The following is a 23,076-nucleotide window of genomic DNA, read 5'->3' as shown; positions in this document are numbered from 1 at the left end:
GCCCGCCGCTTACAAGGTCGAGAAATCAAGCTCGGACAGCGGCGCCGGCTGTCCGTACAAAAAGCCCTGGTAGCGGTGGCAACCGTGTCGATGAAGCCAGTCCCGCTGCTCCGCTGACTCCACTCCCTCGGCAATCACATCAAGCCCCAGGCTGCGCGCCAGAGCAATGGTGCTTGCCACGATGGCGGAGCTGGTGGCGTTGTCGAGCACGTCGCGAACGAAGGACTGGTCGATCTTCAGCTCGTCCAGCGGCAGACGCTTCAGATAGGCCAGCGACGAGTAGCCGGTGCCGAAGTCGTCCAGCGCGAAGGTCACGCCCAGTGCCTTGAGCCGCGTCATGGTGCGCTCGACCCCGTCGCGATCCGCCACGAACAGCGACTCGGTCACCTCAAGCTTGAGACGCCGGGCCGGCGCCCCGGTGCGCGCGAGGATATCACTGACCCGGGCAACGAAGCCGGGATCCTGAAACTGCCTGGGACTGACGTTGACCGACACGGTCCTGGTGCTGTCATCACCCTGCTGCACCCAATCCACCAGCGTCAGGCAGGCCTGCTCGATGACCCAGAGACCGAGTTCATGGATCAGTGGGCGCTCCTCGGCCAGCGGAATGAACTCGGACGGCGGAACGAGGCCCCTGTCGGGGTGTCGCCAGCGGATCAGCGCCTCGACCCCGGTGACACAATCAAGCTGATCGACCTGTTTCTGGTAGACCAGATACAGCTCAGAGCGCGCCAGCGCGCCAAGCAGGTCTTCGTATAGCTGAGCACGCTGCTGCATCCGTCGCTGCATCCCCGGGTCGAAGAAGCAGACGTCGCTGGCGGTCTGACTCTTGGCCTGGAACAAGGCCATGTCGGCCTGCTGCAACAACCGTTCGCGAGAGACCTCGTCGCGAAACGGACTGATACCGACGCGCGCATTCGGCGACACCGGACGTCCTTCGATCCAGACCGGCATATCCAGCGTGTTCAGCAGCTTGCGAGCAACGGTATCGGCCACGCGCACCGCGGTCTCGAGTTCCACGCCCACGCCTTCGAGGACCACCACGAACTCATCGGCGCTGAGACGTGCCAGAGTATCCTCCTCGCGCAATACCGACTCGAAGCGACGGGCGGCTTCTCTGAGCAGCTCGTCACCGCCGTGGTGGCCGAGGGTATCGTTGACCTGCTTGAAGTTATCGAAATCAATGAGCAGCAGTGCGCCGTAACAGCCATCCCGCTGACAACGTTCCAGTTTTTCGCCGAGTCGATCGAGTAGCAGGCGTCGATTGGCCAGGCCCGTCAGCGGGTCGAAGAAGGCAAGCTGATGAATTTCTTCCTCCGCCGCCTTGCGCTCGGTGATGTCGCTGAGCGTCGCCACGTAGTTGCGCAGCTGGCCCCGCTCGTCACGCACCGCGCTGATGGTCAGCCATTGAGGATAGATGTCTCCGCTCTTGCGACGATTCCAGATCTCGCCCTGCCAGGCACCGGTATCGCCGATCCGCTGCCATAGCTGTCGATAGAAGTGTTCGTCATGTCGCCCCGAGCGCAGGATGTCTGGGCGACTCCCCTGGACCTCGTCTTCGCGATAGCCGGTGATGTCGGTAAAGGTCCGATTGACCTTGAGAATGCGGCCATCGACATCGGTGATCATCATGCCCAGGTGGGTCTCGAAGGCTACCGCGGCAATGCTCATGTTGGCCTGATGCAACCGCTCCAGGGTGACATCACGCACTACCAGCAGGACACCGTCATGCTCCCCATCACCGCTGAGCAGCGGACTGATCAATGCACTGAAGTCACGGGGGCCGCCACCTACGGTCAGAGAATAATCAAACCGACGTACTTCACCGCTGGCCGCCACCTCGGCCAGCGCCTCGTCCAGACGTCTGGCGATGTCCGGCGGCAGAAAGGCGCGGTAGTGGCTGCCGACCAGGACCTCCGGCGGTGCCAGCAGCAAGGCTTCGTCTCCGGCATGGACAAAGGAGAAGTGGCCACCGCGATCCAGCACCAGTACCAGGTCCTGCATGGAACCGATCAACGCCTTCAAGCGAGCTTCACGGCGGTGGGCGGCCTGTTCGGCGCGCTGCCGTTCGACCACCTCCCCCTGCAACGCCAGCTGGGCACGCCCCTGCGCCAGCACGTGACGCAGCAACCATAATCCGAGCAGGGCCAGCAACGCCCCCAGCACTACCAGTGGCCACAGGCGCTGGCTCCAGCCCGACAGCAACGCCTCGTGACTGTAGCCCAGCACCAGCCACAGAGGCAGTTCGGCCACTCGCCTCGCCACGAACAACCGCTCCTGACCATCCAGCGGGGATTGCTGACGAAAGTGAAGCGTATCCGGCGCGTCCGCGGTCAGCGATCGACTTCCCGCCTGCGACACCAATTCTCCCGGCGCCAGCCCAGCCGCAGGCACGCGGACCACCAGCCGTGCCTCGCTGTCGACCAGGGCGATGCTTTCTCCCTGCATCAGGCCGAACCCCTTGATCGCTTCAGCCAAGGGCCCGGGGTCGATCGATGCCATGGCAACATGCATCTGAGTGGTCTCTGCCGTGCTCCGTTGCACCAGGGTCATGCGGTATTCGCCGGCAGACGGCGAATAGTGCAGAGACGAGACCAGGGTCTCTCCCCTCCTCAATCCGGCCAACTGTCGAAGAAACGCATCCTGGGGTAACCAACCCTCGAAAAAGCGAGCTTCTGCGCTTGTCGGGTCCGAGAGGATCGCCAGGTCTTCTACCAGGGGAAGGGACCTGGTTCGCTCCCTGAGCAAGGGTGCCATCGGCGGTCCATTGCCGGCAGGATTGATCATTTCATCGAGAGCCAGTAGCCCGGCAAGCGCGTGAGTCGCGACGTCAAAAGGCTCGGCCACCAGCGCCTCGACCACCTCCGCTCGCGCGTCGAGACGTTGCTCCACACGCTCCACCTCGGCCAGATACTGGCCCCTGAGAGTCCACACGATGCCGGCGACCAGCAGCATCAAGGCGGTCACATAGAGCGCAATGGCACGACGACGCCCCGAGTCGGACGCATTCGTCACAAAGGGGGATGGATCAACTGACACGGACACGTCGTCGTTTCGCCTCTAGAGCATTCATGTGGAAGGTGCGCATCCAGATTCCGTCGACTGTCTTGGGCATGGACGAGTGATCATAGCCAACCCTGCGCTACTTGCGCAGTACTTGCGCACCACTCGCGCATTAAACCGCCTAGTTTCTTGATCACACCAAGCTGACCATGGTCCATCATTCCCCCAGAAAACCTCCGACCTGGCGGCGCCACAGGGAAGCATAGAGGCCATCCCGGGCCAGCAAAGATTCGTGCTCACCCATCTCGACGATGCGCCCCTTGTCGATGATTACCAGTCGATCGAGCATGGCGATGGTCGACAGACGATGGGCAATGGCGATGACGGTCTTGCCCTCCATCAGGGTATAGAGATGCTGCTGAATTGCCGCTTCCACCTCGGAGTCCAGCGCCGAGGTGGCCTCGTCGAGCACCAGGATCGGCGCATCCTTGAGCAACACCCGAGCGATGGCGATCCGCTGGCGCTGCCCCCCAGACAGGGTCACACCGCGCTCTCCCACCTGGGCATCCAGGCCCCGACGCCCATGAGGATCGACCAGATCCTCGATAAACTCGTGAACATGCGCCTGACGCACCGCCTGCCACAACCTTTCTTCGCTGCAGTCTCGACAACCGTAGGTCAGATTCTCGCGCAGCGATCGATGCAGCAGGGACGTATCCTGGGTCACCATACCGATCTGTCGACGCAGCGATGCCTGGGTGACCTCGGCGATATTCTGACCATCGATCGTTATCTGCCCGGCCTGCAGATCATGAAAGCGCATCAGCAGCGACGCCAGGGTCGACTTGCCGGCGCCGGAGCGGCCGATGATGCCCACCTTTTCGCCCGGGGAAATGTTCAGATCGAAACCGTCGAACACCCTGGGGCCCACCTGGCTTCCCCGGGCGTAGCCAAAGACCACGTCCTCGAAACGAATCTCGCCGTGCTGGACCCGCAGCGCAGGGGCCGCTGGTCGATCCTGCACTTCGGGGATACGCGACAGGGTGTTGATACCGTCCTGAACGGTGCCGACATTCTCGAACAGGCCAGCGACTTCCCACAGGATCCAGTCGGACATGGAGCGCACCCGCATGACCAGACCGATCGCCACCGCCGTTTCACCAAGGGACACCCAGCGGTGATACCAGGCCAGTACGACCAGTCCCGCCATACCCACCAGCAGCAGGGTATTGAGGGTCGCCAACGACACCGATAGCCAGGTGGCCAGGCGCATCTGCCGATGTACCGTTCCCATGAAGCCATCCATGGCTTCCCGGGCGTAAGCCTGCTCTGCCCCGGCATCGGCAAACAGCTTGATCGTCTGGATATTGCTGTAGCTGTCCACGACCCGCCCGGTCATCACCGCGCGCGCGTCCGCCTGGGCCATGGACACTCGGCGCAGCCGGGGGATAAAAACCCTCATCAATGCCAGGTAGCCCGCAAGCCATAGCACCAGAGGAGCCATCAACCAGGGCTCGGCGGCCCCCAGCACCACCAGCGCGCCGGTGAAATACACCAGCACATAGACCAGCATGTCGAGCACCTTGGTGACGGTCTCGCGCATGGCCAGCGCGGTCTGCATCACCTTCTGCGAGACGCGCCCGGCAAACTCGTCATGAAAGAACGACAGGCTCTGCTCGAGCATCAGCCGATGGGAGAGCCAGCGCCCGAGCATGGGGTAGTTGCCGAAGATTCCCTGGTGGGTGATCAACGACAGCAAAAACACCAGAAGTGGCAGTCCTGCCAGCACCGCCGCTCCCAGGCCGATCAAGCTGGTCAGGTGGGTGTCGACAAAGCCCTCACGGTCGGCTTCGGCCAGCCAGTCCACCAGTTCGCCCATGGCGGTGAAGAACACCACCTCGGCGATGGAGACCAGCGCCGTGACCACCGCCATGGCCGCCAACAGCCCGGTGAAGGGACGCGAGTAGTGCAGCACGAAGGGCCACAACCGGTCCGCGGGTACCGACTCGGGCTGGTCGGGATAGGGATCCACCAGCCTCTCGAAAAAACGCAGCATGTTCCGCTCTCGTATCGCATGACGCCAGCCGCTCATCATACCCTTGTGCCGTTCATGCGGCGTGTGCTGTCAAGGTCGGTGCACCAGTGCCATGTCGTGGTCGGTCAGGCGCATCGCGCCTCGATCGGTGACCCTCACCGTATTGCTTAGACCGATGCCGAAACCTCCCGGCAAGCGCAGACACAGCGGCAGGTGGAAGACCATGTTGCGGGCAAGCGGCTTGGTCTGCCCGGCGGCGAGAAAACCCGTGCCTTCCACCCAGCTCGGCGGAAACTGGGCACCGACCGCGTAGCCGTAAACCCCCGAATGGAAGAAGCGTTCGCGGTGTGGCGCCAGGATAGCATCGGCGAGCCGGGCGACGTCTTCGAAAGGTGTGCCCGGCGTCATGGCCTCGCACATGCGGGCCTCCATCTCGACACACAGGTCGGCGGCGAGGCGCATCTCGTCGCTGATCGGCCCGACCACCACCGTGCGCATGGTCGGCGCGGTGTAGCGCTGCCAGACGGCACCAAACTCGAGGAACACCGCATCGCCCGAAGCGATGCCCCGGCGCTTGTGGTTGACGTGGATGATGCCACTGCGCGACCCGCTGGTGACGATCGGGGCCAGGCTGAAAAATTCGCTGCCGGCCTCGAGCATCACCTGGGCACCGACGGCGGCCACCTGGTTGTCGGTGACACCGGGCTCGACCACCTCGATGGCACGCGCAAGCCCAAGCGATGTCATCTTGGCGCTGCGCGTCAGGCAATCGAGTTCGGCGTCGCTCTTGACCAGTCTCAGGCTCGCCATCAGGCCACCGGCACTATCATGGAAGCGATCGCCACCGAGTCGCCCCTGCAGATGACGCATCAGGCCAAACCGTAGACCGCTACTGCTGCCATCGATGCCGATGTCGTGACTGTCCGCCAAGGCGTCAGCCAACGGATCGATCACCTCATCGAGGGCTTCCCAGCGATAGCCGACCACTTCATCGACCCTCGCCGTCACCACGGCGGGCCCGGTCTCGATGGACGCCACCTGCAGCAGCGTGCGCGAAGGGGTGACCACCAGGGCCGCGTGCACGGAGACTTCGAAGGTGTGATAGCCACATAGATAGAAGATGTCCGCCGCCTGGCACAGCAGCAGGGCGTCCAGCCCCTGTCGCTGCATGGCATCGCGAGCGCGCGCCAGCCGGCGATCGAACTCCTCGGCGGCAAACGGCAGTTCGCTTCCGGCGTGCTCTACCGCCAGGGCCTGGCGGTACTGATGGTGATCCATGGGCCGTCTCCTTGATCGATTCACCACAGTGTAGACAGTCAAGCCGGTTCGTCTTCCAGGCGATCCCGGGCAAGCCGAGGGGAAATAAGACTTCTCGCCGAGGGGCGGACTCTCGTAGAATTCCAGACTCGTGTAGACACGCCACAGGAATACGCAATGGGCAGGGCCTTCCAGAACCGCAAGGAATCCATGGCCAAGACGGCCGCCGCCAAGACCAAGGTCTACAGCAAGTACGGACGCGAGATCTACGTCTGCGCCAAGTCCGGAGGCGTCGATCCGAACGCCAATCTGTCGCTGCGCAGCCTTCTCGACCGCGCCAAGAAGGACCAGGTACCGGGTCATGTCATCGATCGGGCGCTGGAGAAGGCGTCGGGCGTCGGCGGCGAGGACTACTCGCTGGCACGCTATGAGGGCTTCGGTCCCGGCAACGCCATGGTGATCGTCGAATGTCTGACCGACAATCCCAACCGGACCTTCGGCGACGTTCGTGCCTGCTTCACCAAGACCAAGAGCAAGATCGGCACACCGGGCAGCGTCAGCCACATGTTCGACCATCTGGCGATCCTCGCCTACACCGGCGAGGATGAAGAAGCCGCGCTGGAAGCCTTGATGGAAGCCGACGTGGATGTCACCGACATCGAGAACGAGAACGGCCTGATCACCGTGTTTGCTCCGCCGACCGACTACGCCAAGGCGCGTCAGGCGCTGCGCGAATCCCTCGGCGCCGAGGAGTTCGAGATCGACGAGATCCAGTTCCTGCCCCAGGCCACCACGCCGGTGGAGGGGGATGACCTGGCCATGTTCGAAAAGCTGCTCGACATGCTCAACGACCTCGATGACGTCCAGAACGTTTACCACAGCGCTGAATTACCCTAGCGCATCGACGCCTTTCGACTGACGAAACTGCTACAGTTAAGTAGCATCGCAGTGCCCGGCAGGGGCTCGTACCCAGGCATGAGCCCTGCCCTGACACTGCTTCCGGGCATGGGATTCGATAGAACTGCGAGGACTCTACCGTTCGTTGGAACGCTTCGACGACTACTTCCACCGAGAGCGAGTTTCCGTGCATGGCCCCATTTTCAACCCTGACCCAGGCTGCCGCACAACGCCCGGACAACATTCGACACCGCAATCTTCGCAAGCACCTGCTCACCCGCTGGGCCAGTCTGATGGGTGCGGCGGTGCACTTCCTCTTCATTCCACTGTTCTGGGTGCTCGATCACTCGCTGCTGGCACTGATCAACGTGATCAGCGTGGCCATGTGGCTTGGCGCCTATCTCGCCAATCAACATGGCGAGCAGGACCGCGCGGTCTACCTGATCACCACCGAGGCTTACTGCCACGCCATCATCGCCACCGTGATCCTGGGTACCTCCGCCGGCTTTCACTTCTACCTGCTGACACTGTCCTGCTGGGCGGCCGTCACCCACTCGGTCAAGTGGGTCGCGCTGGTGCTCGGCCTGATGGGGATGCTGATCTTCCTGTTCCTGGAGTTCCCGCTGTCCCAGATGTTTCCGCTGGAAAGCGGCCCCGGCTTCCCGCTGATGCTGGCGACCCTGAACCTCTCCTGTGCGCTGTTCACCATGGTCGGCTTCGCCATGCTGGCCCGCCACGTCTACGAGACCCAGGAAGAAACGCTGACCAGCATGGCGACCCGTGATGCCCTCACCGGCCTGCACAACCGTCGTTTTGCCGGCGAATACCTGCGCCAGTTGTCAGGCGACAGACAGGATGGCACCAACACGCCCTACAGCCTCGCGCTGATCGATATCGATCATTTCAAGCTGATCAACGACAAGCATGGGCACAAGGTCGGCGACCAGTGCCTGATCCAGATTTCCGATTTGCTGGTGCGCCACTTTCGCCGCTCGGATGTACTCTGCCGCTGGGGCGGCGAAGAATTCCTGCTGATCTTCCCCGGCGCCGACTTGAACGAGATCCTTCCGGTGCTCGAAGGTTTCCAGGAGCGCCTTCGCAGCCTGCCCATCATGCACAACGGCGACGTCATTTCCTTGACCGTCAGCGTCGGCGTGACCAGCCATACGCCCGGCATGCACTATGATCTGCTGATCAATCGCGCCGATCACCTGCTTTACCGAGCCAAGGCCGAAGGTCGGGACCGGATCATCAGCGATGAGTCAGAGGAGCAGGTCCCTCCGCCGCTCTAGCCGGCAAGCGCCAAGCGACCACCTGGACAGCGCTCGGTCATCGCTCCCACGCCAATCAAATGCCGCCCGTCAAAGCCTGCCTTGAGGCAGGACTCAGGTCAGGTGGACCACCTCGAAGCGCGCCAGCACCTTGTCGTTTTCATCGAGCAGTTCAAGCTCATCGGCCAGCAGACGAAACGCTCTAGTGGCCCCCAGTGCCTCGACCAGCGCGCGCTCCTGGGCCATGACAGGCCCCTGGCAGGCCTTCCTGGTAGTGGCCAGCGGGGCCAGCGACAGCGCAGCCCCCTCGCGCTGGTAACTTCCCATCAGGCGGTTGCACCCTCCGGATCCGGCCAGGCGGCCCTCCTGGGTGTGCAGCACGATATGCGCAGAACCGTCGACAGCGACTTCTCCGTCGACTTGCACCAGCTTCCAGTAGCGCTCTTCCAGTGGTTCGTGCAGCGGTTCGGGCAGCCGCGCCAGGCGGGCAGCCTCGCCATCTGGCGTACGCGACGCCTGCGACACAAGATCGCCACCCTGCACGACTTGCCACCGCTGCGCCGCCTCCGGGGCGGGCTCGCCCAGCGACAGTTCGCCATCCGTCAACTGCCACTGACCACGGTGGCGGCGGCGAGGTTGCTCGCCGGGTCCCAGATGCGTCTCCTTGAGCAGATATCGCCCCCCGTCATCGAGCGCCAGATCGAGACGTACCGCCTTGCAGTCATCACAGGACAGTTCACCACGAAAGCTCGCAGGAAGTGGCGCCAGGCTGGACGCCTCTGCCTGGAACGACTCGCTCGACCCGGTGCCACTCGACGACGCCCCGGTACAACCGGCCATCAGCAGCAACAGCCAGGCCGTCCCCCACAGACGCGACTGGCGTAGAGTTCCTGGAGTCGGTTTCATGGTGCCCCCTTGGTGTTGAAGAAACGATGCTGGCACACTGCTGTGGCAACATGTGACGCATCTTGGACCGCCATCCTGCCAAGGGTTCCCCGCCTGCGCATGTCGAAGATCAGGGAACCGGCCAGACGCCAGACTTCAGAAGGTACCTTCATGAGGTTGTCGAGGCGACGCCACCGGAGGCATTCAGCACCACCCGATCGCGGCCGGCGTACTTGCCTCGATACAGCGCCTGGTCGGCCCGCCGCAACAGTGCTGAGGCGCTCTCGCCCTCCAGTCGTTTGGCCACCCCCAGGGTACAGGTCAACAACACCTGCTCTCCGGTGAGCAGCGTCAAGGGCGTTGTCGCCAGACCCTTGCGAATGCGTTCGGCGATATCCAGCGCCTGATGCTCGTCGCGCTCCTTGAGCAGAATCACGAACTCTTCTCCCCCGTAACGACACACCGGATCGATGTCGCGCACGACCTCCTCGATCACCTTGCCCAGATGCTGCAGCGCGCGATCACCTTCGGCATGCCCCCAGCCATCGTTGAATCGCTTGAAGTTATCGATATCCAGCATGATCAACGACAGTGGTCGCCCGCTTACCTCGGCCTGGGCCACCGCAGCGGGCAAGGCTTCATCGAGATAGCGGCGATTGTGCACACCAGTAAGACCATCGAGATAGCTCATGCCGTGCAACCGCGCCTTCTCCTCCAGCAGCGTCTCTCGCTCGCGCTGCAACAGACTGATGCGATCGGCCAGGGCCAGCGACAAGAGGATGGCCTCCAGCGCGGAACCGATCTGGAAACCGTGCAGCGTCCAGAAGTTGTGGGGGGACAACCCATAGGTCACCAGCAGCAACAGGACCACCCCGACCACCAGCACCGACCATGCCATCAACAGCCACTGAGCGGGGCGAAAGCCACGCCACAAGCCACGCACCGACGACAGCAGAAAAGCCGTTAGCGTCAGCACCCCCAGCAGCGAATAGAACACCACGGTCAAGAAGCTCGGCAGCAGCCAGGCGATGGCGGCGGCCAGCGCCAGGAGCCAGCACAGCCACCGCATCAACGAGTCCACTCTCGGGTCCTGGCGCGCCGTCATCAGAAAACGCCGGCAGAACTGCAACCCGCAGATGCTGATCACCGACAGGGCCGTCAGCAGCAAGGCCTCGTTCAGGCGTGCCCCCATCTGCGGAAAATAAAGCAGCAGCAAGCCGTTCTGACACAAGAAGTAAGCGCCCGCTCCACTCAAGAACCCCAGATACCAGAGGTAGTTGGTATCGCGAAGACTGAACAGTAGAAGGCTGTTGTAGATCACCAGGCCCGCAATCAAGCCGAAATAGAGCCCCTGCCCCAGCAACAAGTCACGCCAGTAACGGTGTAGATCGACGTCATCCAGTACCTGCACATTGAAGCGTATCGCCTGATCGGTCTCGACGCGCAACAGCAGTTCATTCGTTGCCACAGGCAAGCGGAACTGGGGCAAGGCAGCAGCGAGCCCCGGATCATCGGCAAAATGCGTCTCCCTCGCGACGGGGCGACACCCCGAGTCGTCACAGACCAGCAGCTCGACTCCCTGAACCAGAGGATTGGACAGCACCAGGCGCTGCCCGGGCAGAGCACCCACCACCCTCAGTCGCAGCCATACCGGATGCGCCTTGAGTCCCAGGCTGACCTGCTCATCGAGAGACTCTGCGGTAACCGTAGAAAGCGCTCCTTTCTCCGGTGGTTGCTGCCCCTGGTGGTCGAGTACCCACAGCGACACATTGGGCTGTGGGCGTGAGGCCTCCCCCGCCAGCTCCCACGCCAGCAGCACCACCATCGCGGTCAACAAAAGCCAAAGCCGCCCCATGCCTCTGCCCGACTCACCTCCGCCGCCCCACTGCATCGCAGCACTCCTTGTCGCCCAGACTCAGTGTAGCCGCTTCCTTCCGGCATACCTTTCCTGCGGCACTGTGCCGCCAGCGAAGTTTCAACCCAGAGGAAGGATAGTGCCCAAATCCCCCAGCAAGGACTCACTTACACGAGACGACCCAACAGGGTTGAGGTAGCGCCCCCGAGGGAGGGAGTGGCAAGGACGTCATATGCGAGTATGCTGGGACCTGAACGTGATGAAAGAACAGGAGATCGCTCACTTCACCAGCAAGGAGGTTCACATGAAGGTCTACAAACCTCAGTGGCAATGTACCCTCAACGTGACCGAGGGCGCAGAGCAGACCGCAAGCTGGAAGAATCGCCTGGCCTGGCAGCTCAGGCAGATGGCAGACCGTCTCGAAGGAGGCCGCCGCACCCTGATTCTGGATGTGGATGTCCAGCCCTCCATCGCCAAGGACGATGTGGATCGTTGCCTGGGCAAGGGCTTTGCCCTTTCCCAGACCCTGATGACCGAGCTGGCCCAGCAGGCCGCCTGCGAGGACATCATGCGTGACGCCAAGGCAGAACTGTACGAGAGCGATTGAACGACAGAGTCCCCGACCGGCGCGGCTTGATGGTGCGCCTGGCCCGGGCCAATCGTCTGCACCTGAACGCACAACACCCGCCAGATGGCGGGTGTTGTGGTTTTCGAACATTGCACCGACGCCGTCAGGTCGTCGGAGAAGGGATCATTCCCACTCGATCGTCGCCGGCGGCTTGGACGAGACGTCGTAGGTGACGCGGGAGACACCGGACAGTTCGTTGATGATGCGGTTGGAGACCTTCTCCAGCAGTTCGTAGGGCAGGTGGGCCCAGCGGGCGGTCATGAAGTCGATGGTCTCGACGGCACGCAGGGCGATGACCCATTCGTAGCGGCGGCCATCACCGACCACACCGACGGACTTGACCGGCAGGAACACCGCGAAGGCCTGGCTGGTCTTGTGGTACCAGCCGGAGTTGTGCAGCTCTTCAATGAAGATGGCGTCGGCCTCGCGCAGGATGTCGGCGTACTCCTTCTTGACCTCGCCGAGGATACGCACGCCCAGGCCCGGCCCCGGGAAGGGGTGACGGTAGACCATGTCGTAGGGTAGGCCGAGTTCCAGGCCGAGCTTGCGCACCTCGTCCTTGAACAGCTCACGCAGCGGCTCGACCAGCTTGAGCTTCATCGTCTCCGGCAGGCCACCGACGTTGTGGTGGGACTTGATCACGTGGGCCTTGCCGGTCTTGGCGGCGGCCGACTCGATCACGTCCGGGTAGATGGTGCCCTGGGCCAGGAAGTCCACACCCTCGATCTTGGCCGCTTCGCTGTCGAAGACGTCGATGAAGGTGTTGCCGATGATCTTGCGCTTGGCTTCGGGGTCGGCCTCACCTTCGAGCTTGCCGAGGAACAGCTCTTCGGCGTCGACGCGGATCACCCGCACGCCCATGTGCTGGGCGAAGGTCTCCATCACCTGATCGCCTTCGTTCTTGCGCAGCAGGCCGTTGTCGACGAACACGCAGGTCAGCTGATCGCCGATGGCCTTGTGCAACAGGGCCGCGACCACCGAGGAGTCGACCCCGCCTGACAGTCCCAGCAGCACGTGGCGGTCACCGACCTGGTCGCGCACCCGGGCGATCTGGTCCTCGATGATCTTGGCCGGCGTCCAGTTGCGCTCGGCGCCACAGATCTCCAGCACGAAGTGCTCGAGGATGCGCTGACCCTGCAGGGTGTGGGTGACCTCGGGGTGGAACTGTACGCCGTAGAAGCGCTTTTCCTCCCAGGCCATGGCAGCGATCGGGCAGCTCGGGGTGGAGGCGGTGACGGTGAAGGTCTCCGGCACCTGGGCGACCTTGTCACCGTGACTCATCCACACGTCCAGCAGGCCGCGCCCGCTATCCGGATCGACGTGATCCTTGATGTCCTTGAACAGCGCCGTCTCGGCGTCCAGGCGGATCTGGGCGTAGCCGAACTCGCGCTTATTGGAGCCCTCGACCTTGCCACCCAGCTGCTCGGCCATGGTCTGCATGCCGTAGCAGATACCGAACACCGGCAGCCCCATCTCGAACACGCAGGCCGGCGCCCGCGGCGAGTCCAGCTCGGTCACCGACTCCGGGCCACCGGCCAGGATGATGCCGTTGGGGCGATACTCGCGGATCTCCTCCTCGGTGATGTCGAAGGCGCGAATCTCGGAGTAGACGCCGATCTCGCGCACCCGGCGAGCGATCAGCTGGGTGTACTGGGAGCCGAAGTCGAGGATCAGGATCTTGTGGGCGTGGATATCGGTCATGGGGACTTACCTTGCAGGCAGTGGGGCCGGTGGGCCGAGCAATCGAAAAGCGAAAAGCGAAAAGCTGGAAGCGGCGGACCGCTTCCAGCTCAGGGTGACGAGGGGCGAGTCGCCCCGCGCGCCTTCTGGTGCAACGCGTCTGGTGCGATACGCCTGGCGCGTCACGTCAGCGCCTACCCTGCTCGATAGTTGGGCGCTTCCTTGGTGATCTGGACGTCGTGAACGTGGGACTCGTTGAAGCCGGCGCCGGTGATCTTGACGAACTCGGGCTTGGTGCGCATCTCGTCGATGCTGGCACAGCCGGTGTAGCCCATGGAGGCACGCAGGCCACCCATCAGCTGGTGCACGATGGCACCCATCACGCCCTTGTAGGGCACCCGGCCTTCGATGCCTTCCGGCACCAGCTTCTCGACGCCGTCGTCCTTGTCCTGGAAGTAGCGGTCGCTGGAACCCTGGGTCTGGGACATGGCGCCCATGGAACCCATGCCACGGTAGGCCTTGTAGGTACGCCCCTGGAACAGCTCGACCTCGCCCGGCGCCTCCTCGGTGCCGGCCAGCAGGCCACCGACCATGATGCAGCTGGCACCGGCGGCTACCGCCTTGGCGATGTCGCCGGAGAAGCGCACGCCACCGTCGGCGATCAGCGGGATGTCGAACTCCTTGAGCGCCTCGGCCACGTTGGACACCGCGGTGATCTGCGGCACGCCGACACCGGCGACGATGCGGGTGGTGCAGATGGAGCCAGGACCGATGCCCACCTTGACCGCGTCGGCACCGGCCTCGGCCAGAGCCCGGGCGGCGTCGGCGGTGGCGATGTTGCCGCCGATGACCTGGATCTGCGGGAAGTGCTCCTTGACCCAGCGCACCCGCTCGATCACGCCACGGGAATGACCGTGGGCGGTATCGACGACGAGGGCGTCGACGCCGGCCTCGGCCAGCGCCTTGACTCGGTCAGGGGTTTCCGGACCGGTGCCCACGGCGGCGCCGACCAGCAGGCGACCGTCGGCGTCCTTGGCGGCGCTGGGGAAGGTGCGCGCCTTCTCGATGTCCTGGAAGGTCACCAGGCCACGCAGGCGGAAGTCGCCGTCCACCACCAGCATCTTCTCGACCCGGTGCTCCTGCATCTTGCCCTTGATGACATCCAGCGGGGTGCCTTCCGGCACGGTCACCAGGCGATCGCTCGGGGTCATGATGTCGGCGACGCTGTCGCCATGGTTGGGCTGGAAGCGCATGTCACGCTCGGTCACCAGGCCGACCAGGGTCTCGCCCTCGACCACCGGGAAGCCGGAGAAGCCGTGTTCCTTGGCCATCGCCAGCAGATCCTGCAGCTTGGCCTTGGGTCCGACGGTGACGGGATCCTTGACGATGACGCTCTCGTGCTTCTTGACCTTGCGCACTTCCAGCGCCTGCTGAGCGATGCCCATGCTCTTGTGGATGATGCCGATGCCACCTTCCTGGGCCATGGCGATGGCCAGGCGGGCTTCGGTGACGGTATCCATGGCGGCGGAGGCGAGGGGAATATTGAGGAAGAGGTCGCGAGTCAGGCGGGTCCGGAGACTGACGTCCTTGGGGAGAACGTCGGAATAGCCGGGAACGAGCAATACGTCGTCAAACGTAAGTGCTTCTTGGGCCATACGTAGCATAATCGGCAACACCCACTGAGGCTTTAGAGGGAGGGAAGAAGTTAATCGCCCATTATAACGTTCCGCCCCGGCCTCCGGCAATGTGCCAGCTTGACACATCGGTGCGCCTCGGTTGCCACCCGCCGTCTACTCCGGCGCCAGCGCCCCGCTACCCCGTTCGACCGCTTCATCCAGCGCCTGCTCGCCCTGAAAACGCGCTCGCCAGTGGTCGGCGAAGGCCTCCCGGCGGGCAGGATCGACGAAGGCCAGCAAGGTGGCGTTGGGCAGTATCGGGTAGAGCCGCTCCCCCACCTGGGTGCGCAGCCTGGCGGCGGTGTAGGGGCCGGTCACCCCCGGCAGCACGCTGAACAGTGGCGTCTGCCCCGCCAGTACTCGCTGGCCACGCTGACTCAGCAAAAACTTGACGAAGGTCTCGGCGGCCTCGACGTGGGAGGCATCGCGATGCACGAAGGCCATGCGCATCAGCACCAGCGAATAGTCCCTGGGCACCTGCACGATCACCTCGGGATGTTCCTGGGCGTAGACCATGGCGTAGGAACCCAGCAGGTTGTAGCCGAGCCAGTAGCGTCCCTGGCTGAGCCCTTCGAGCATGGCCCGGGTGGTCGTCTCGAGGCGGGTATCGACACGCCCCATGGCGCCGACCAGCTCCCAGAAGCGCGAGGAGTAGCGGGCATCCTGCTGGGCAAGGGTGTAGCCCACCCCGCTGGAAAGCGGCGAGTAGGTGGTCACCTTGCCCGTCAGCCAGCGGGCCTGGGTCGCCAGCAGTGCGTGCAGGTCGCCATGGGTCTGGGGCGGCAGCATATGCCGCGACAGATCCAGCCGATAGGCCATCACCACCGGCTCGAAGGTGAAGGCGAAGACCTCGTCGCGCCAGCGCGCCCACTCCGGCCAGCGCTCGATCTCCGGCCCGTTCAGGCGCCGCGCCAGTCCTTCATTGACCCTGGCCATCTGCCACGGCATCGCCGAGCTGATCACCACGTCCGGCGCTCTGCTCGTCCCTTCACCCGTCGCCTGGCCTCCCTGAAGATGTCCCACCACGCTGTCGTCCACCTCCCGGGTGGTGCGATCCTCAAAGCGCAGGGGAACCTGGGGATAGGCCTGGCGAAAGGCCTCCAGCAGCGGTGCCACCACGTCAAGATCCAGCGCCGCCGAGATCACCAGCGGATCGTTATCTGTGGGGGTGCGGCTATCGCCGCTGTGACAGCCACCCAGCAGCAGAAGCATGAGCAGTAAAAGCGGCAGCCACTGCGACACCACCAGGGGCTGCCGCCGTGTGACCTGCGTCGCACAGCGGGCCGGGAGACGTCCACAGGATCGAAGGCGTTGTCCAGGCTGCAGGGGCATCAAGTGTTCTCTCCTGGATTCACGCCGGCCGCAAAGGCACCGGTGACATCCTGTTCGTCCTTCGCCAGCGGCAGCCACAGCACCACCTCGAGTCCATGCGGTGAGCGGTTGGCGAATTGCACGCGGGCGCCCATGCGCCGGGCGGTGGTATCGACGATGGCAAGACCCAGTCCAGAGCCCTCGGTGTCCTGGCGCCCACCCCGCTGAAACGGCTGCCCCAGCGTCGCCAGCGCCGCGTCGGCGACACCGGGGCCGTCATCGACGATCGACAACCGCGCCCAGTCGCCCTCGCGCGCCAGATGCAGGGTGATCTCGCAACCTGTCGGGGTGTAGCGCAGGGCGTTGTCGATCAGGTTGCCCAGGGCTTCGCGCAGTGCCCAGTCCTCGACACAGACCTTCAGCGGCTCGGCTGGCAGGCTGCCAAGCCCGAGGTCATGCTCCGCCGCCCGCTCCCGCGCCGCCCAGTCCAGGGCGACGTCGCGCACCAGCTCACCCAGGTCGAGCGCAGGCAGCGCCGTCTCCCGGTCGAGGTGGCGCAGTCGCGCCAGCGACAGCAATTGGCCGGCCAGTCGACTGGTGTCCTCGGCCCGGGCGTGAACGCGCGTGAGCGCCTGGCGCCATTCCTCCGGATCACTGCTGCGAAGGCCCAGCTCGCTGACGGCCTTGAGTCCCGCCAGCGGCGTCTTGAGCTGGTGGCTGGCGTCGGCGGTGAAGCGCAGAAGATCCTCGCGTCCCTGGCGCTGACGGGCGAACAGGTGGTTCAAGGCCTGGGCGAGCTCATGAAGCTCCTTGGGCACCCTGGCCGCCAGCGGACTGAAGTCATCGGCGCCGCGCCCACGAATCTGGCGGCGCAGGCGGCGCAGGGGAGACAGCGCCGCGCGCATGGTCAAGCCCATCAGCACCCCGGTCAGCAGCACCATGGCAATAAAGCGCGACAGCGAACGCTCGAACAGTGAGCGGGCCAGGGCTCGACGCCCCTCAAGGGTATGCCCGACCCACACCTGCACCGGCAGTTGGGTGACCCAACCCGCCGAGGCCACCCGCTGGGCATGCAGACGCAGCTCTCCCAGCGTCGTGGTCAGGTCCCGCGACATGCCGCCTTCACCCAGCGCCTGCTGCCAGCTAGCGGGGATGTCCACCGGCCAGTTACGCGACAGCGTCCTGCCGTCATCGTCCAGCACCGCGTAGAACAGCCGCGCCTGGCTGTCGGTGGCGAGGATCTGCAGCGCCGCCGCCGGCACCACCACCTGGGGGATGCCGTCCTGCCAGCGCACCGCCTCGGCGATGGTCAGCGCCGCCGCCTGCAACTGGGCGTCGAAGGCCCGCGCCGCCGCCCGCTGACTGCTGACCCAGGCCTCCACCATCAGCGCCAGCCCCAGCACCCCGACGGTAACCACCAGCCAGCCACCGAGCCGACGCTTGAGTGATCCATCGACCTCGATCACCCGTCGTCCTCTTCCAGGCGGTAGCCAAGTCCGCGAAAGGTACGGATGCGCAGACCTGCGCCCTTGAGCCGCTTGCGCAGCCGGCTGACGTAGACCTCCAGGGCGTTGGAGCCCACCTCGCCGAAGCCGAAAAGTCGCCCCTCCAGGGTCTCGCGAGGCGCGATGGCTCCAGCGTGCAGCAACAGGCTTTCGACCAGCAGCAGCTCGCGATGGGGCAGCGCCATGGGTTCGCCGAACAGACTGGCGGCGCCACTGGCCGGATCGAAGGACAAGGGACCCAGGCCAAGACGGTTGTCGGCGCGCTGCTGGCTGCGCCTGAGCAGCGCGCGTACCCGCGCCTCAAGTTCGGCCAGTTCAAAGGGCTTGGCCAGGTAGTCATCGGCCCCCAGGTCGAGTCCCCTGACCCGGTCATCCAGCGCGTCCCGGGCGGTCAGGATGATCACCGGGGTGCGATCGCCCGCGTCACGCAACTCGGCCAGCAGTGACAGGCCGTCACCGTCGGGCAGCCCGATGTCCAGAAGCATCAGGTCGACCCCACCCTGGCGCAGCGCTGCCCTGGCATCACTACAGCAGGCAAACACCTCTACGGTATTGCCAAGGGGGGTCAGGGCCTCGACCAGCGAGCGGCTGATGAGGGCATCATCTTCGACGACGAGAAGGCGCATGCGACTAATGTCTTATCCAGGCAGGGAGGGCATGACAGGTTGATGAAAGCTAGTCGGCCTAGCATCTCTCACGTTAAAGCACCCCGGTTTCATCAATCCATAATAATAGTTGTCAGGAGTCCGCATGAAGAATATCACAGCTCTGCCCGCCGCCCTGCTGCTCGGCGCCAGCCTCAGCGTCGGCACCGCCCAGGCCGCCGACGAGGCCGAATGCATCGCCCCGGCCAAGCCCGGCGGTGGCTACGACCTGACCTGCCGGCTGGCCGCCAATGGCCTGCTCGAGACCGGCCTGATCGAGGACCCGATGCTGGTCACCTACATGCCCGGCGGCATCGGTGCGGTGGCCTACAACCACGTCAATGGCGTGCGCACCGACGACCCCAACCTGATCGTCGCCGCCAGCACCGGCGCTGCGGTCAACCTGGCGCTGGGCAAGTTCGGCCAGTACGACGCCAGCGAAGTGCGCTGGGTCGGTGCCCTGGGGGTCGACTACGGCGCCATCGTGGTCAAGGCCGACGCGCCCTGGCAGACCCTGGATGAGCTGATGACGGCGCTGCAGGAAGACCCCACCCAGGTCGCCTTCGGCGCCGGTGGAAGCGTGGGCAGCCAGGACTGGATGAAGGCCGCGCTGACCGCCAAGGCCGCCGACGTCGACCCGCGCAGCCTGCGCTACGTGGCCTTCGAGGGTGGCGGTGAAGCCCTGGCCGCACTGCTTGGCAACCATATCCAGGTGTTCTCCGGTGACCTGTCGGAGCTCAAGTCCCAGCTCGAGAGCGGCGACATCCGCGTGCTGGCGGCGCTGTCCGAGGAGCGCATGGGCGGCCCCTACGCCGAGATTCCCACCGCCGCCGAACAGGGTTACGACGTCCAGTGGCCGATCTGGCGCGGCTACTACATGGGCCCCGAGGTCAGCGACGAGGCCTACCAGGCCTGGGTCGAGCGCCTCGAGAACCTGGCCGACAACGAGACCTTCGCCGAGCTGCGCGAAGCTCGCGGCCTGTTCCCCATGGCCCGCTTCGGTGACGACTTCGACGGCTACGTCAAGGATCAGGTCGCCGGCTTCAAGGAGCTGGCCACGGAAGTGGGTCTGACCCAATGAGTATCGCCGCCGACCGCTGTCTGGGTATCGCCCTGATGGGGTTGGCGGCGTTCACCGCCGTCAACGCCCTGTCCCTCGAGGTGCCCTTCAGCTACGACCCCGTCGGCCCCAAGGCCTTTCCGCTGGGGCTCTCCATCCTGCTGGGGCTGCTGTCGCTGGTGCTGGTGATACGTCCGGGTGAAAACGGCCACTGGCCCGACAAGCGCCTGGGATTGCGCCTGATCGGCGTGCTGGTGCTGCTGCTGGTCTACGCCGTGCTGTTCCCGCGCCTGGGCTTTTTGTTGAGCTCAATGCTGGTGATCGCCGCCCTGGCCTGGCTGTTCGAGGCCAGTCCGCTCAAGGCCGTGGCCACCGGTGTGTTGATGGCGCTGGGCGGCCAGTGGCTGTTCACCCATGGCCTTGGCATCGGCCTGCCCGGCCTGCCGTGGTAGCGCGAACCGCCGCCCTGAAGCCAGCTCCTGTAACAGCTCAGCTGCCAGCGCTGCCCCAGCCCTGACCGCCACCGATCCCTGATCAAGGTGTTCCCATGTTCGACTTTCTTATTGAAGGCTTCGGCGTCGCCCTGACGCCGCTCAATCTTGGCCTGGCCTTCCTCGGCGCGCTGCTGGGCACCCTGTTCGGCGCCCTGCCGGGCATCGGGCCAATCAACGGCATCGCCATCCTGATGCCGCTGGCCTACACCCTGGGCCTGCCCGCCGAATCCGCGCTGATCCTGCTGGCCGGCATCTACACCGGTGCCGAGTACGGCGGGCGCATGTCCAGCATCCTGCTCAATGTGCCCGGCGACGCCGGCGCGGTGATGACCACCCTCGATGGCCATCCGCTGGCCAAGCGTGGCCTGGCCGGTCCGGCGCTGGGCCTGTCGGCGGTGGCGTCGTTTGTCGGCGCCACCATCGCCATCATCGGCCTGACCCTGTTCGCCCCGCTGCTGGCCCGGGTGGCGGTGATGTTCGGCCCCGCCGAATTCTTCGCGCTGATGGTGTTCGCCTTCTCGTCGATGTCGGTGATGATGGGCAAGGACCCGATCAAGACCGCCATCGGCGCCGTGCTCGGCGTGCTGATCGGCACCGTCGGCGTCGACTCCGGCACCGGCGTGATGCGCTACACCTTCGGCATGCCGGAGCTCTATGACGGTATCGACTTCGTGGTGATGATCATCGGCCTGTTCGCCATCAGCGAGATCCTGCTGATGCTCGAGCACGCCCATCGCGACGACGTCGATGACACCCTGCCGCCGCTGGGCCGGGTGTTCGTCAGCCTCAAGGAAGTGATGGCCTGCAAGGGCACCATGCTGCGCTCCGGCGTGCTCGGCTTCATTATCGGCGTACTGCCCGGAACCGGCGCCTCGGTGGCCGGGGCGGTGTCCTACACCACCGAAAAGCGGCTGGTGGACAAGGACAACACCTTCGGCACCGGCGACATGCGTGGCCTGGCGGCGCCCGAAGCGGCCAACAACGCCTCCGCCGCAGGCTCCTTCGTACCGATGCTGACCCTGGGCATCCCCGGATCCGGCACCACCGCGGTGCTGCTCGGCGCGCTGATGCTCTACAACATCACCCCGGGTCCGATGATGTTCACCGACAACCCGGAGGTCGCCGGTGGCCTGATCGCCTCGTTGTACATCGGCAACCTGGTGTTGCTGGCGCTCAACCTGCCGCTGGCCGGGGTCTTCGCCAAGGTGCTGACCATCCCGCGCTGGGTGCTGGTGCCGGCCATCGCCGTGCTATCCTTCGTCGGGGTCTATCAGCTGCATTCCGACCTGACCGCCATCTATCTGATGCTCGTCATCGGTGTCTTCGGCTACCTGCTGCGCAAGCTCGGCTTCTCGCTGGCGCCGGTCATCCTCGGCTACGTGCTGGGCGGCCTGATGGAAGAGAACCTGCGTCGGGCGCTGGCGATCAGCGGTGGCGACACCGCCATCCTGTGGCAGTCCGGCATCTCGCTGTCGCTGTGGATCGCCGCCTCGGCGCTGCTGGTACTGCCCTGGCTGGTACCCAAGCTGCTCAAGCAACGGCCCTCGAGCCAGGCTTGATGCAACGGGCTTCAGGGCCATGCTCGAGTCGCCCCGGCAAAGGCCCTGGCATAGCTCTCGGCATCGCTCTCGGCATCGCTCTTGTGTGGCCCGCACAAAGCCCCTGCGTAGCCCTGATGTAGCCCTTATGTAGTCCCCGCGCGGCGCCATCTGGCGCCGCGCGCCGTCGTCAGGCTCGATCACCACCACCTGTGCACAGAGTACAGGCAACGCACACAGGAGACGCCATGCCCGCCGCCCCCACACTCCTTCCCCCCGGCGCCTGGCGCTTCCTGCCCACCCTCGCCCTGGGCGGCCTGGGCGGGGTCATCGCCTACCTGATCGACCTGCCGCTTCCGTGGCTGCTCGGCGCCCTGATCACCACCACCCTGGCCAGCCTCGCCGGGGTGCGCCTGGGCTCGCCGGGACGGTTGCGCAAGGGGGTTCTGGTGGTCATCGGGGTGATGCTGGGCTCGGCCTTCACCCCGGAGCTGTCCGGCGATATCACCGCCTGGGCCGCCAGCGCCGCAATCATGCTCGCCGCCACCGCGGTAATGATGGTGGTGGCGGTGGCCTTCAGCTACCGCGTGGCCGGTCACTCGCTGGACACCGCGCTCTACGCCGGCGCCCCGGGCGGACTGTCGGCGCTGTTGATGATGGCCCACGAGTCTGGCGCTGACCTGCGTGCCGTCGGTATCACCCACGCGGTGCGTATCCTGGTGCTGCTGCTGACGATTCCACCGATCCTCGGCCTGTTCGGCCACGTGGATCTGGCCGGCGCCAGCAACGGGCCGGCCCAGTGGAGCCAGCTACCCTCGCTCGCCGGCACCGCCTGGCTGGTGGTAGCGGCGGCGCTCGGCGCCGTGGTCGGCCGGGTGCTGCGCCTGCCCAACGCCCTGCTGTTCGGCCCGGCGCTGGCGTCGTCGCTGCTGCACTTTTCCGGGCTGACCCACGCGGTGCTGCCACCGGCGCTGATCGCCCTGGCTCAGGTAGTCATCGGCACCTCGGTGGGCGTGCGCTTCGTCGGCGTGGCGCTGTCCGACATGGCGCGGCAACTGGGTCTGGCGGTGGTCCAGGCGCTGATCCTGGTGGTGCTGGCGGTAGCGGCAGCCTGGGTCGGCCAGGCGCTGACCGGCATCTCGGTGGCTGCGGCACTGCTGGCCTACATGCCGGGCGGGGCGCCGGAGCTGAGCCTGGTGGCGCTTTCGCTGAACATCGAACCGGCCTTCGTCACCTCCCACCATCTGCTGCGCATCACCGTTCTGCTGGTGGCGTTGCCGCCGCTGGTGGGCTGGGCCCATCGCCGCCTCAGGGCCTGACGGCACCTGGATTCAGGC

17 protein-coding genes are annotated in these 23,076 nt (G+C 65.0%); 7 read left to right on the top strand and 10 right to left on the bottom strand.

Going from position 1 to position 23,076, the window contains the following annotated elements; translation table 11 throughout:
* Positions 1 to 9: 9 nt before the first annotated feature.
* From NFH97_RS12940 to NFH97_RS12930, 3 genes are all read right to left on the bottom strand, one after another.
* Positions 10 to 3,039: a bifunctional diguanylate cyclase/phosphodiesterase gene (locus NFH97_RS12940; RefSeq protein WP_348814801.1), complete on the bottom strand. Its 3,030-nt coding sequence runs from the start codon at positions 3,037 to 3,039 to the stop codon at positions 10 to 12.
* A 181-nt stretch (positions 3,040 to 3,220) separates the two neighbouring features.
* A complete protein-coding gene (locus NFH97_RS12935) occupies positions 3,221 to 5,059 on the bottom strand; it encodes an ABC transporter ATP-binding protein (RefSeq protein ID WP_349624908.1) in 1,839 nt (612 codons plus the stop codon).
* Positions 5,060 to 5,128: 69 nt separating this feature from the next.
* The gene (locus NFH97_RS12930; protein ID WP_349624907.1) at positions 5,129 to 6,316 is read right to left on the bottom strand and encodes a M24 family metallopeptidase; all 1,188 of its coding nucleotides are present in this window, start codon (positions 6,314 to 6,316) and stop codon (positions 5,129 to 5,131) included.
* Between the two features lie 156 nt (positions 6,317 to 6,472).
* Here NFH97_RS12930 and NFH97_RS12925 point away from each other — a divergent pair, with 156 nt between their 5' ends.
* Positions 6,473 to 7,192 (top strand): YebC/PmpR family DNA-binding transcriptional regulator, encoded by a 720-nt coding sequence (locus NFH97_RS12925; RefSeq protein ID WP_108132350.1) that lies wholly within the window; start codon positions 6,473 to 6,475, stop codon positions 7,190 to 7,192.
* Positions 7,193 to 7,383: 191 nt separating this feature from the next.
* Positions 7,384 to 8,484, top strand: a complete 1,101-nt coding sequence (locus NFH97_RS12920; RefSeq protein ID WP_348814803.1) for a GGDEF domain-containing protein — start codon at positions 7,384 to 7,386, stop codon at positions 8,482 to 8,484.
* Between the two features lie 93 nt (positions 8,485 to 8,577).
* Here NFH97_RS12920 and NFH97_RS12915 read toward each other — a convergent pair whose 3' ends face one another.
* Both NFH97_RS12915 and NFH97_RS12910 read right to left on the bottom strand, forming a co-directional pair.
* Positions 8,578 to 9,369 carry an META domain-containing protein gene (locus NFH97_RS12915; protein ID WP_349624906.1) on the bottom strand — a complete coding sequence of 264 codons (792 nt, stop codon included), beginning with the start codon at positions 9,367 to 9,369 and terminating at the stop codon, positions 8,578 to 8,580.
* A gap of 148 nt (positions 9,370 to 9,517) precedes the next feature.
* Positions 9,518 to 11,239: a GGDEF domain-containing protein gene (locus NFH97_RS12910; protein WP_108132347.1), complete on the bottom strand. Its 1,722-nt coding sequence runs from the start codon at positions 11,237 to 11,239 to the stop codon at positions 9,518 to 9,520.
* A gap of 268 nt (positions 11,240 to 11,507) precedes the next feature.
* On the opposite strand from NFH97_RS12910, the gene NFH97_RS12905 reads away from it, so the two are divergent.
* Complete coding sequence (locus NFH97_RS12905; protein WP_045991267.1) at positions 11,508 to 11,810, top strand: hypothetical protein; 303 nt, start codon at positions 11,508 to 11,510, stop codon at positions 11,808 to 11,810.
* Positions 11,811 to 11,954: 144 nt separating this feature from the next.
* Here the strand turns inward: NFH97_RS12905 and guaA are convergent, their stop codons facing one another.
* The 5 genes from guaA to NFH97_RS12880 form a co-directional block, all read right to left on the bottom strand.
* Positions 11,955 to 13,532, bottom strand: coding sequence for a glutamine-hydrolyzing GMP synthase (guaA, locus tag NFH97_RS12900; RefSeq protein ID WP_045991086.1), 1,578 nt, complete (start codon positions 13,530 to 13,532; stop codon positions 11,955 to 11,957).
* A gap of 173 nt (positions 13,533 to 13,705) precedes the next feature.
* Positions 13,706 to 15,175, bottom strand: coding sequence for an IMP dehydrogenase (gene guaB / locus NFH97_RS12895; RefSeq protein WP_045991087.1), 1,470 nt, complete (start codon positions 15,173 to 15,175; stop codon positions 13,706 to 13,708).
* Positions 15,176 to 15,301: 126 nt separating this feature from the next.
* Entirely contained in the window at positions 15,302 to 16,432 is a 1,131-nt protein-coding gene (locus NFH97_RS12890) for an ABC transporter substrate-binding protein (protein WP_349624905.1), read from the bottom strand.
* Between the two features lie 86 nt (positions 16,433 to 16,518).
* Entirely contained in the window at positions 16,519 to 17,964 is a 1,446-nt protein-coding gene (locus NFH97_RS12885; RefSeq protein WP_349624904.1) for a sensor histidine kinase, read from the bottom strand.
* Positions 17,961 to 18,629, bottom strand: coding sequence for a response regulator (locus NFH97_RS12880; protein ID WP_045991089.1), 669 nt, complete (start codon positions 18,627 to 18,629; stop codon positions 17,961 to 17,963). The genes NFH97_RS12885 and NFH97_RS12880 overlap by 4 nt, the downstream gene beginning before the upstream one ends.
* Positions 18,630 to 18,753: 124 nt before the next feature.
* Between NFH97_RS12880 and NFH97_RS12875 the strand changes: the two genes are divergently transcribed.
* From NFH97_RS12875 to NFH97_RS12860, 4 genes are all read left to right on the top strand, one after another.
* Entirely contained in the window at positions 18,754 to 19,728 is a 975-nt protein-coding gene (locus tag NFH97_RS12875; protein WP_349624903.1) for a Bug family tripartite tricarboxylate transporter substrate binding protein, read from the top strand.
* Entirely contained in the window at positions 19,725 to 20,159 is a 435-nt protein-coding gene (locus NFH97_RS12870; RefSeq protein ID WP_045991090.1) for a tripartite tricarboxylate transporter TctB family protein, read from the top strand. Before NFH97_RS12875 ends, NFH97_RS12870 begins: the two co-directional genes overlap by 4 nt.
* 95 nt (positions 20,160 to 20,254) lie before the next feature.
* Positions 20,255 to 21,760: a tripartite tricarboxylate transporter permease gene (locus tag NFH97_RS12865; RefSeq protein WP_045991091.1), complete on the top strand. Its 1,506-nt coding sequence runs from the start codon at positions 20,255 to 20,257 to the stop codon at positions 21,758 to 21,760.
* A gap of 227 nt (positions 21,761 to 21,987) precedes the next feature.
* Positions 21,988 to 23,058 (top strand): AbrB family transcriptional regulator, encoded by a 1,071-nt coding sequence (locus NFH97_RS12860; RefSeq protein ID WP_349624902.1) that lies wholly within the window; start codon positions 21,988 to 21,990, stop codon positions 23,056 to 23,058.
* The last annotated feature ends 18 nt before the right edge of the window (positions 23,059 to 23,076 follow it).

Source organism: Halomonas sp. SCS19, assembly GCF_040147015.1.
GTDB lineage: Bacteria > Pseudomonadota > Gammaproteobacteria > Pseudomonadales > Halomonadaceae > Halomonas > Halomonas litopenaei.
Note: the sequence above shows the minus strand (reverse complement) of the source record. Positions and strands in the feature narration are given on the sequence as shown.

Coding starts and splice junctions, on each gene's coding strand:
- NFH97_RS12880 (WP_045991089.1), bottom strand. CDS start 18,629: ATGCGCCTTCTCGTCGTCGAAGATGATGCCCTCATCAGCCGCTCGCTG.
- NFH97_RS12870 (WP_045991090.1), top strand. CDS start 19,725: ATGAGTATCGCCGCCGACCGCTGTCTGGGTATCGCCCTGATGGGGTTG.
- NFH97_RS12905 (WP_045991267.1), top strand. CDS start 11,508: ATGAAGGTCTACAAACCTCAGTGGCAATGTACCCTCAACGTGACCGAG.
- NFH97_RS12875 (WP_349624903.1), top strand. CDS start 18,754: ATGAAGAATATCACAGCTCTGCCCGCCGCCCTGCTGCTCGGCGCCAGC.
- NFH97_RS12920 (WP_348814803.1), top strand. CDS start 7,384: ATGGCCCCATTTTCAACCCTGACCCAGGCTGCCGCACAACGCCCGGAC.
- NFH97_RS12925 (WP_108132350.1), top strand. CDS start 6,473: ATGGGCAGGGCCTTCCAGAACCGCAAGGAATCCATGGCCAAGACGGCC.
- NFH97_RS12865 (WP_045991091.1), top strand. CDS start 20,255: ATGTTCGACTTTCTTATTGAAGGCTTCGGCGTCGCCCTGACGCCGCTC.
- NFH97_RS12915 (WP_349624906.1), bottom strand. CDS start 9,369: ATGAAACCGACTCCAGGAACTCTACGCCAGTCGCGTCTGTGGGGGACG.
- guaB (WP_045991087.1), bottom strand. CDS start 15,175: ATGCTACGTATGGCCCAAGAAGCACTTACGTTTGACGACGTATTGCTC.
- NFH97_RS12860 (WP_349624902.1), top strand. CDS start 21,988: ATGCCCGCCGCCCCCACACTCCTTCCCCCCGGCGCCTGGCGCTTCCTG.
- NFH97_RS12910 (WP_108132347.1), bottom strand. CDS start 11,239: ATGCAGTGGGGCGGCGGAGGTGAGTCGGGCAGAGGCATGGGGCGGCTT.
- NFH97_RS12935 (WP_349624908.1), bottom strand. CDS start 5,059: ATGCTGCGTTTTTTCGAGAGGCTGGTGGATCCCTATCCCGACCAGCCC.
- guaA (WP_045991086.1), bottom strand. CDS start 13,532: ATGACCGATATCCACGCCCACAAGATCCTGATCCTCGACTTCGGCTCC.
- NFH97_RS12930 (WP_349624907.1), bottom strand. CDS start 6,316: ATGGATCACCATCAGTACCGCCAGGCCCTGGCGGTAGAGCACGCCGGA.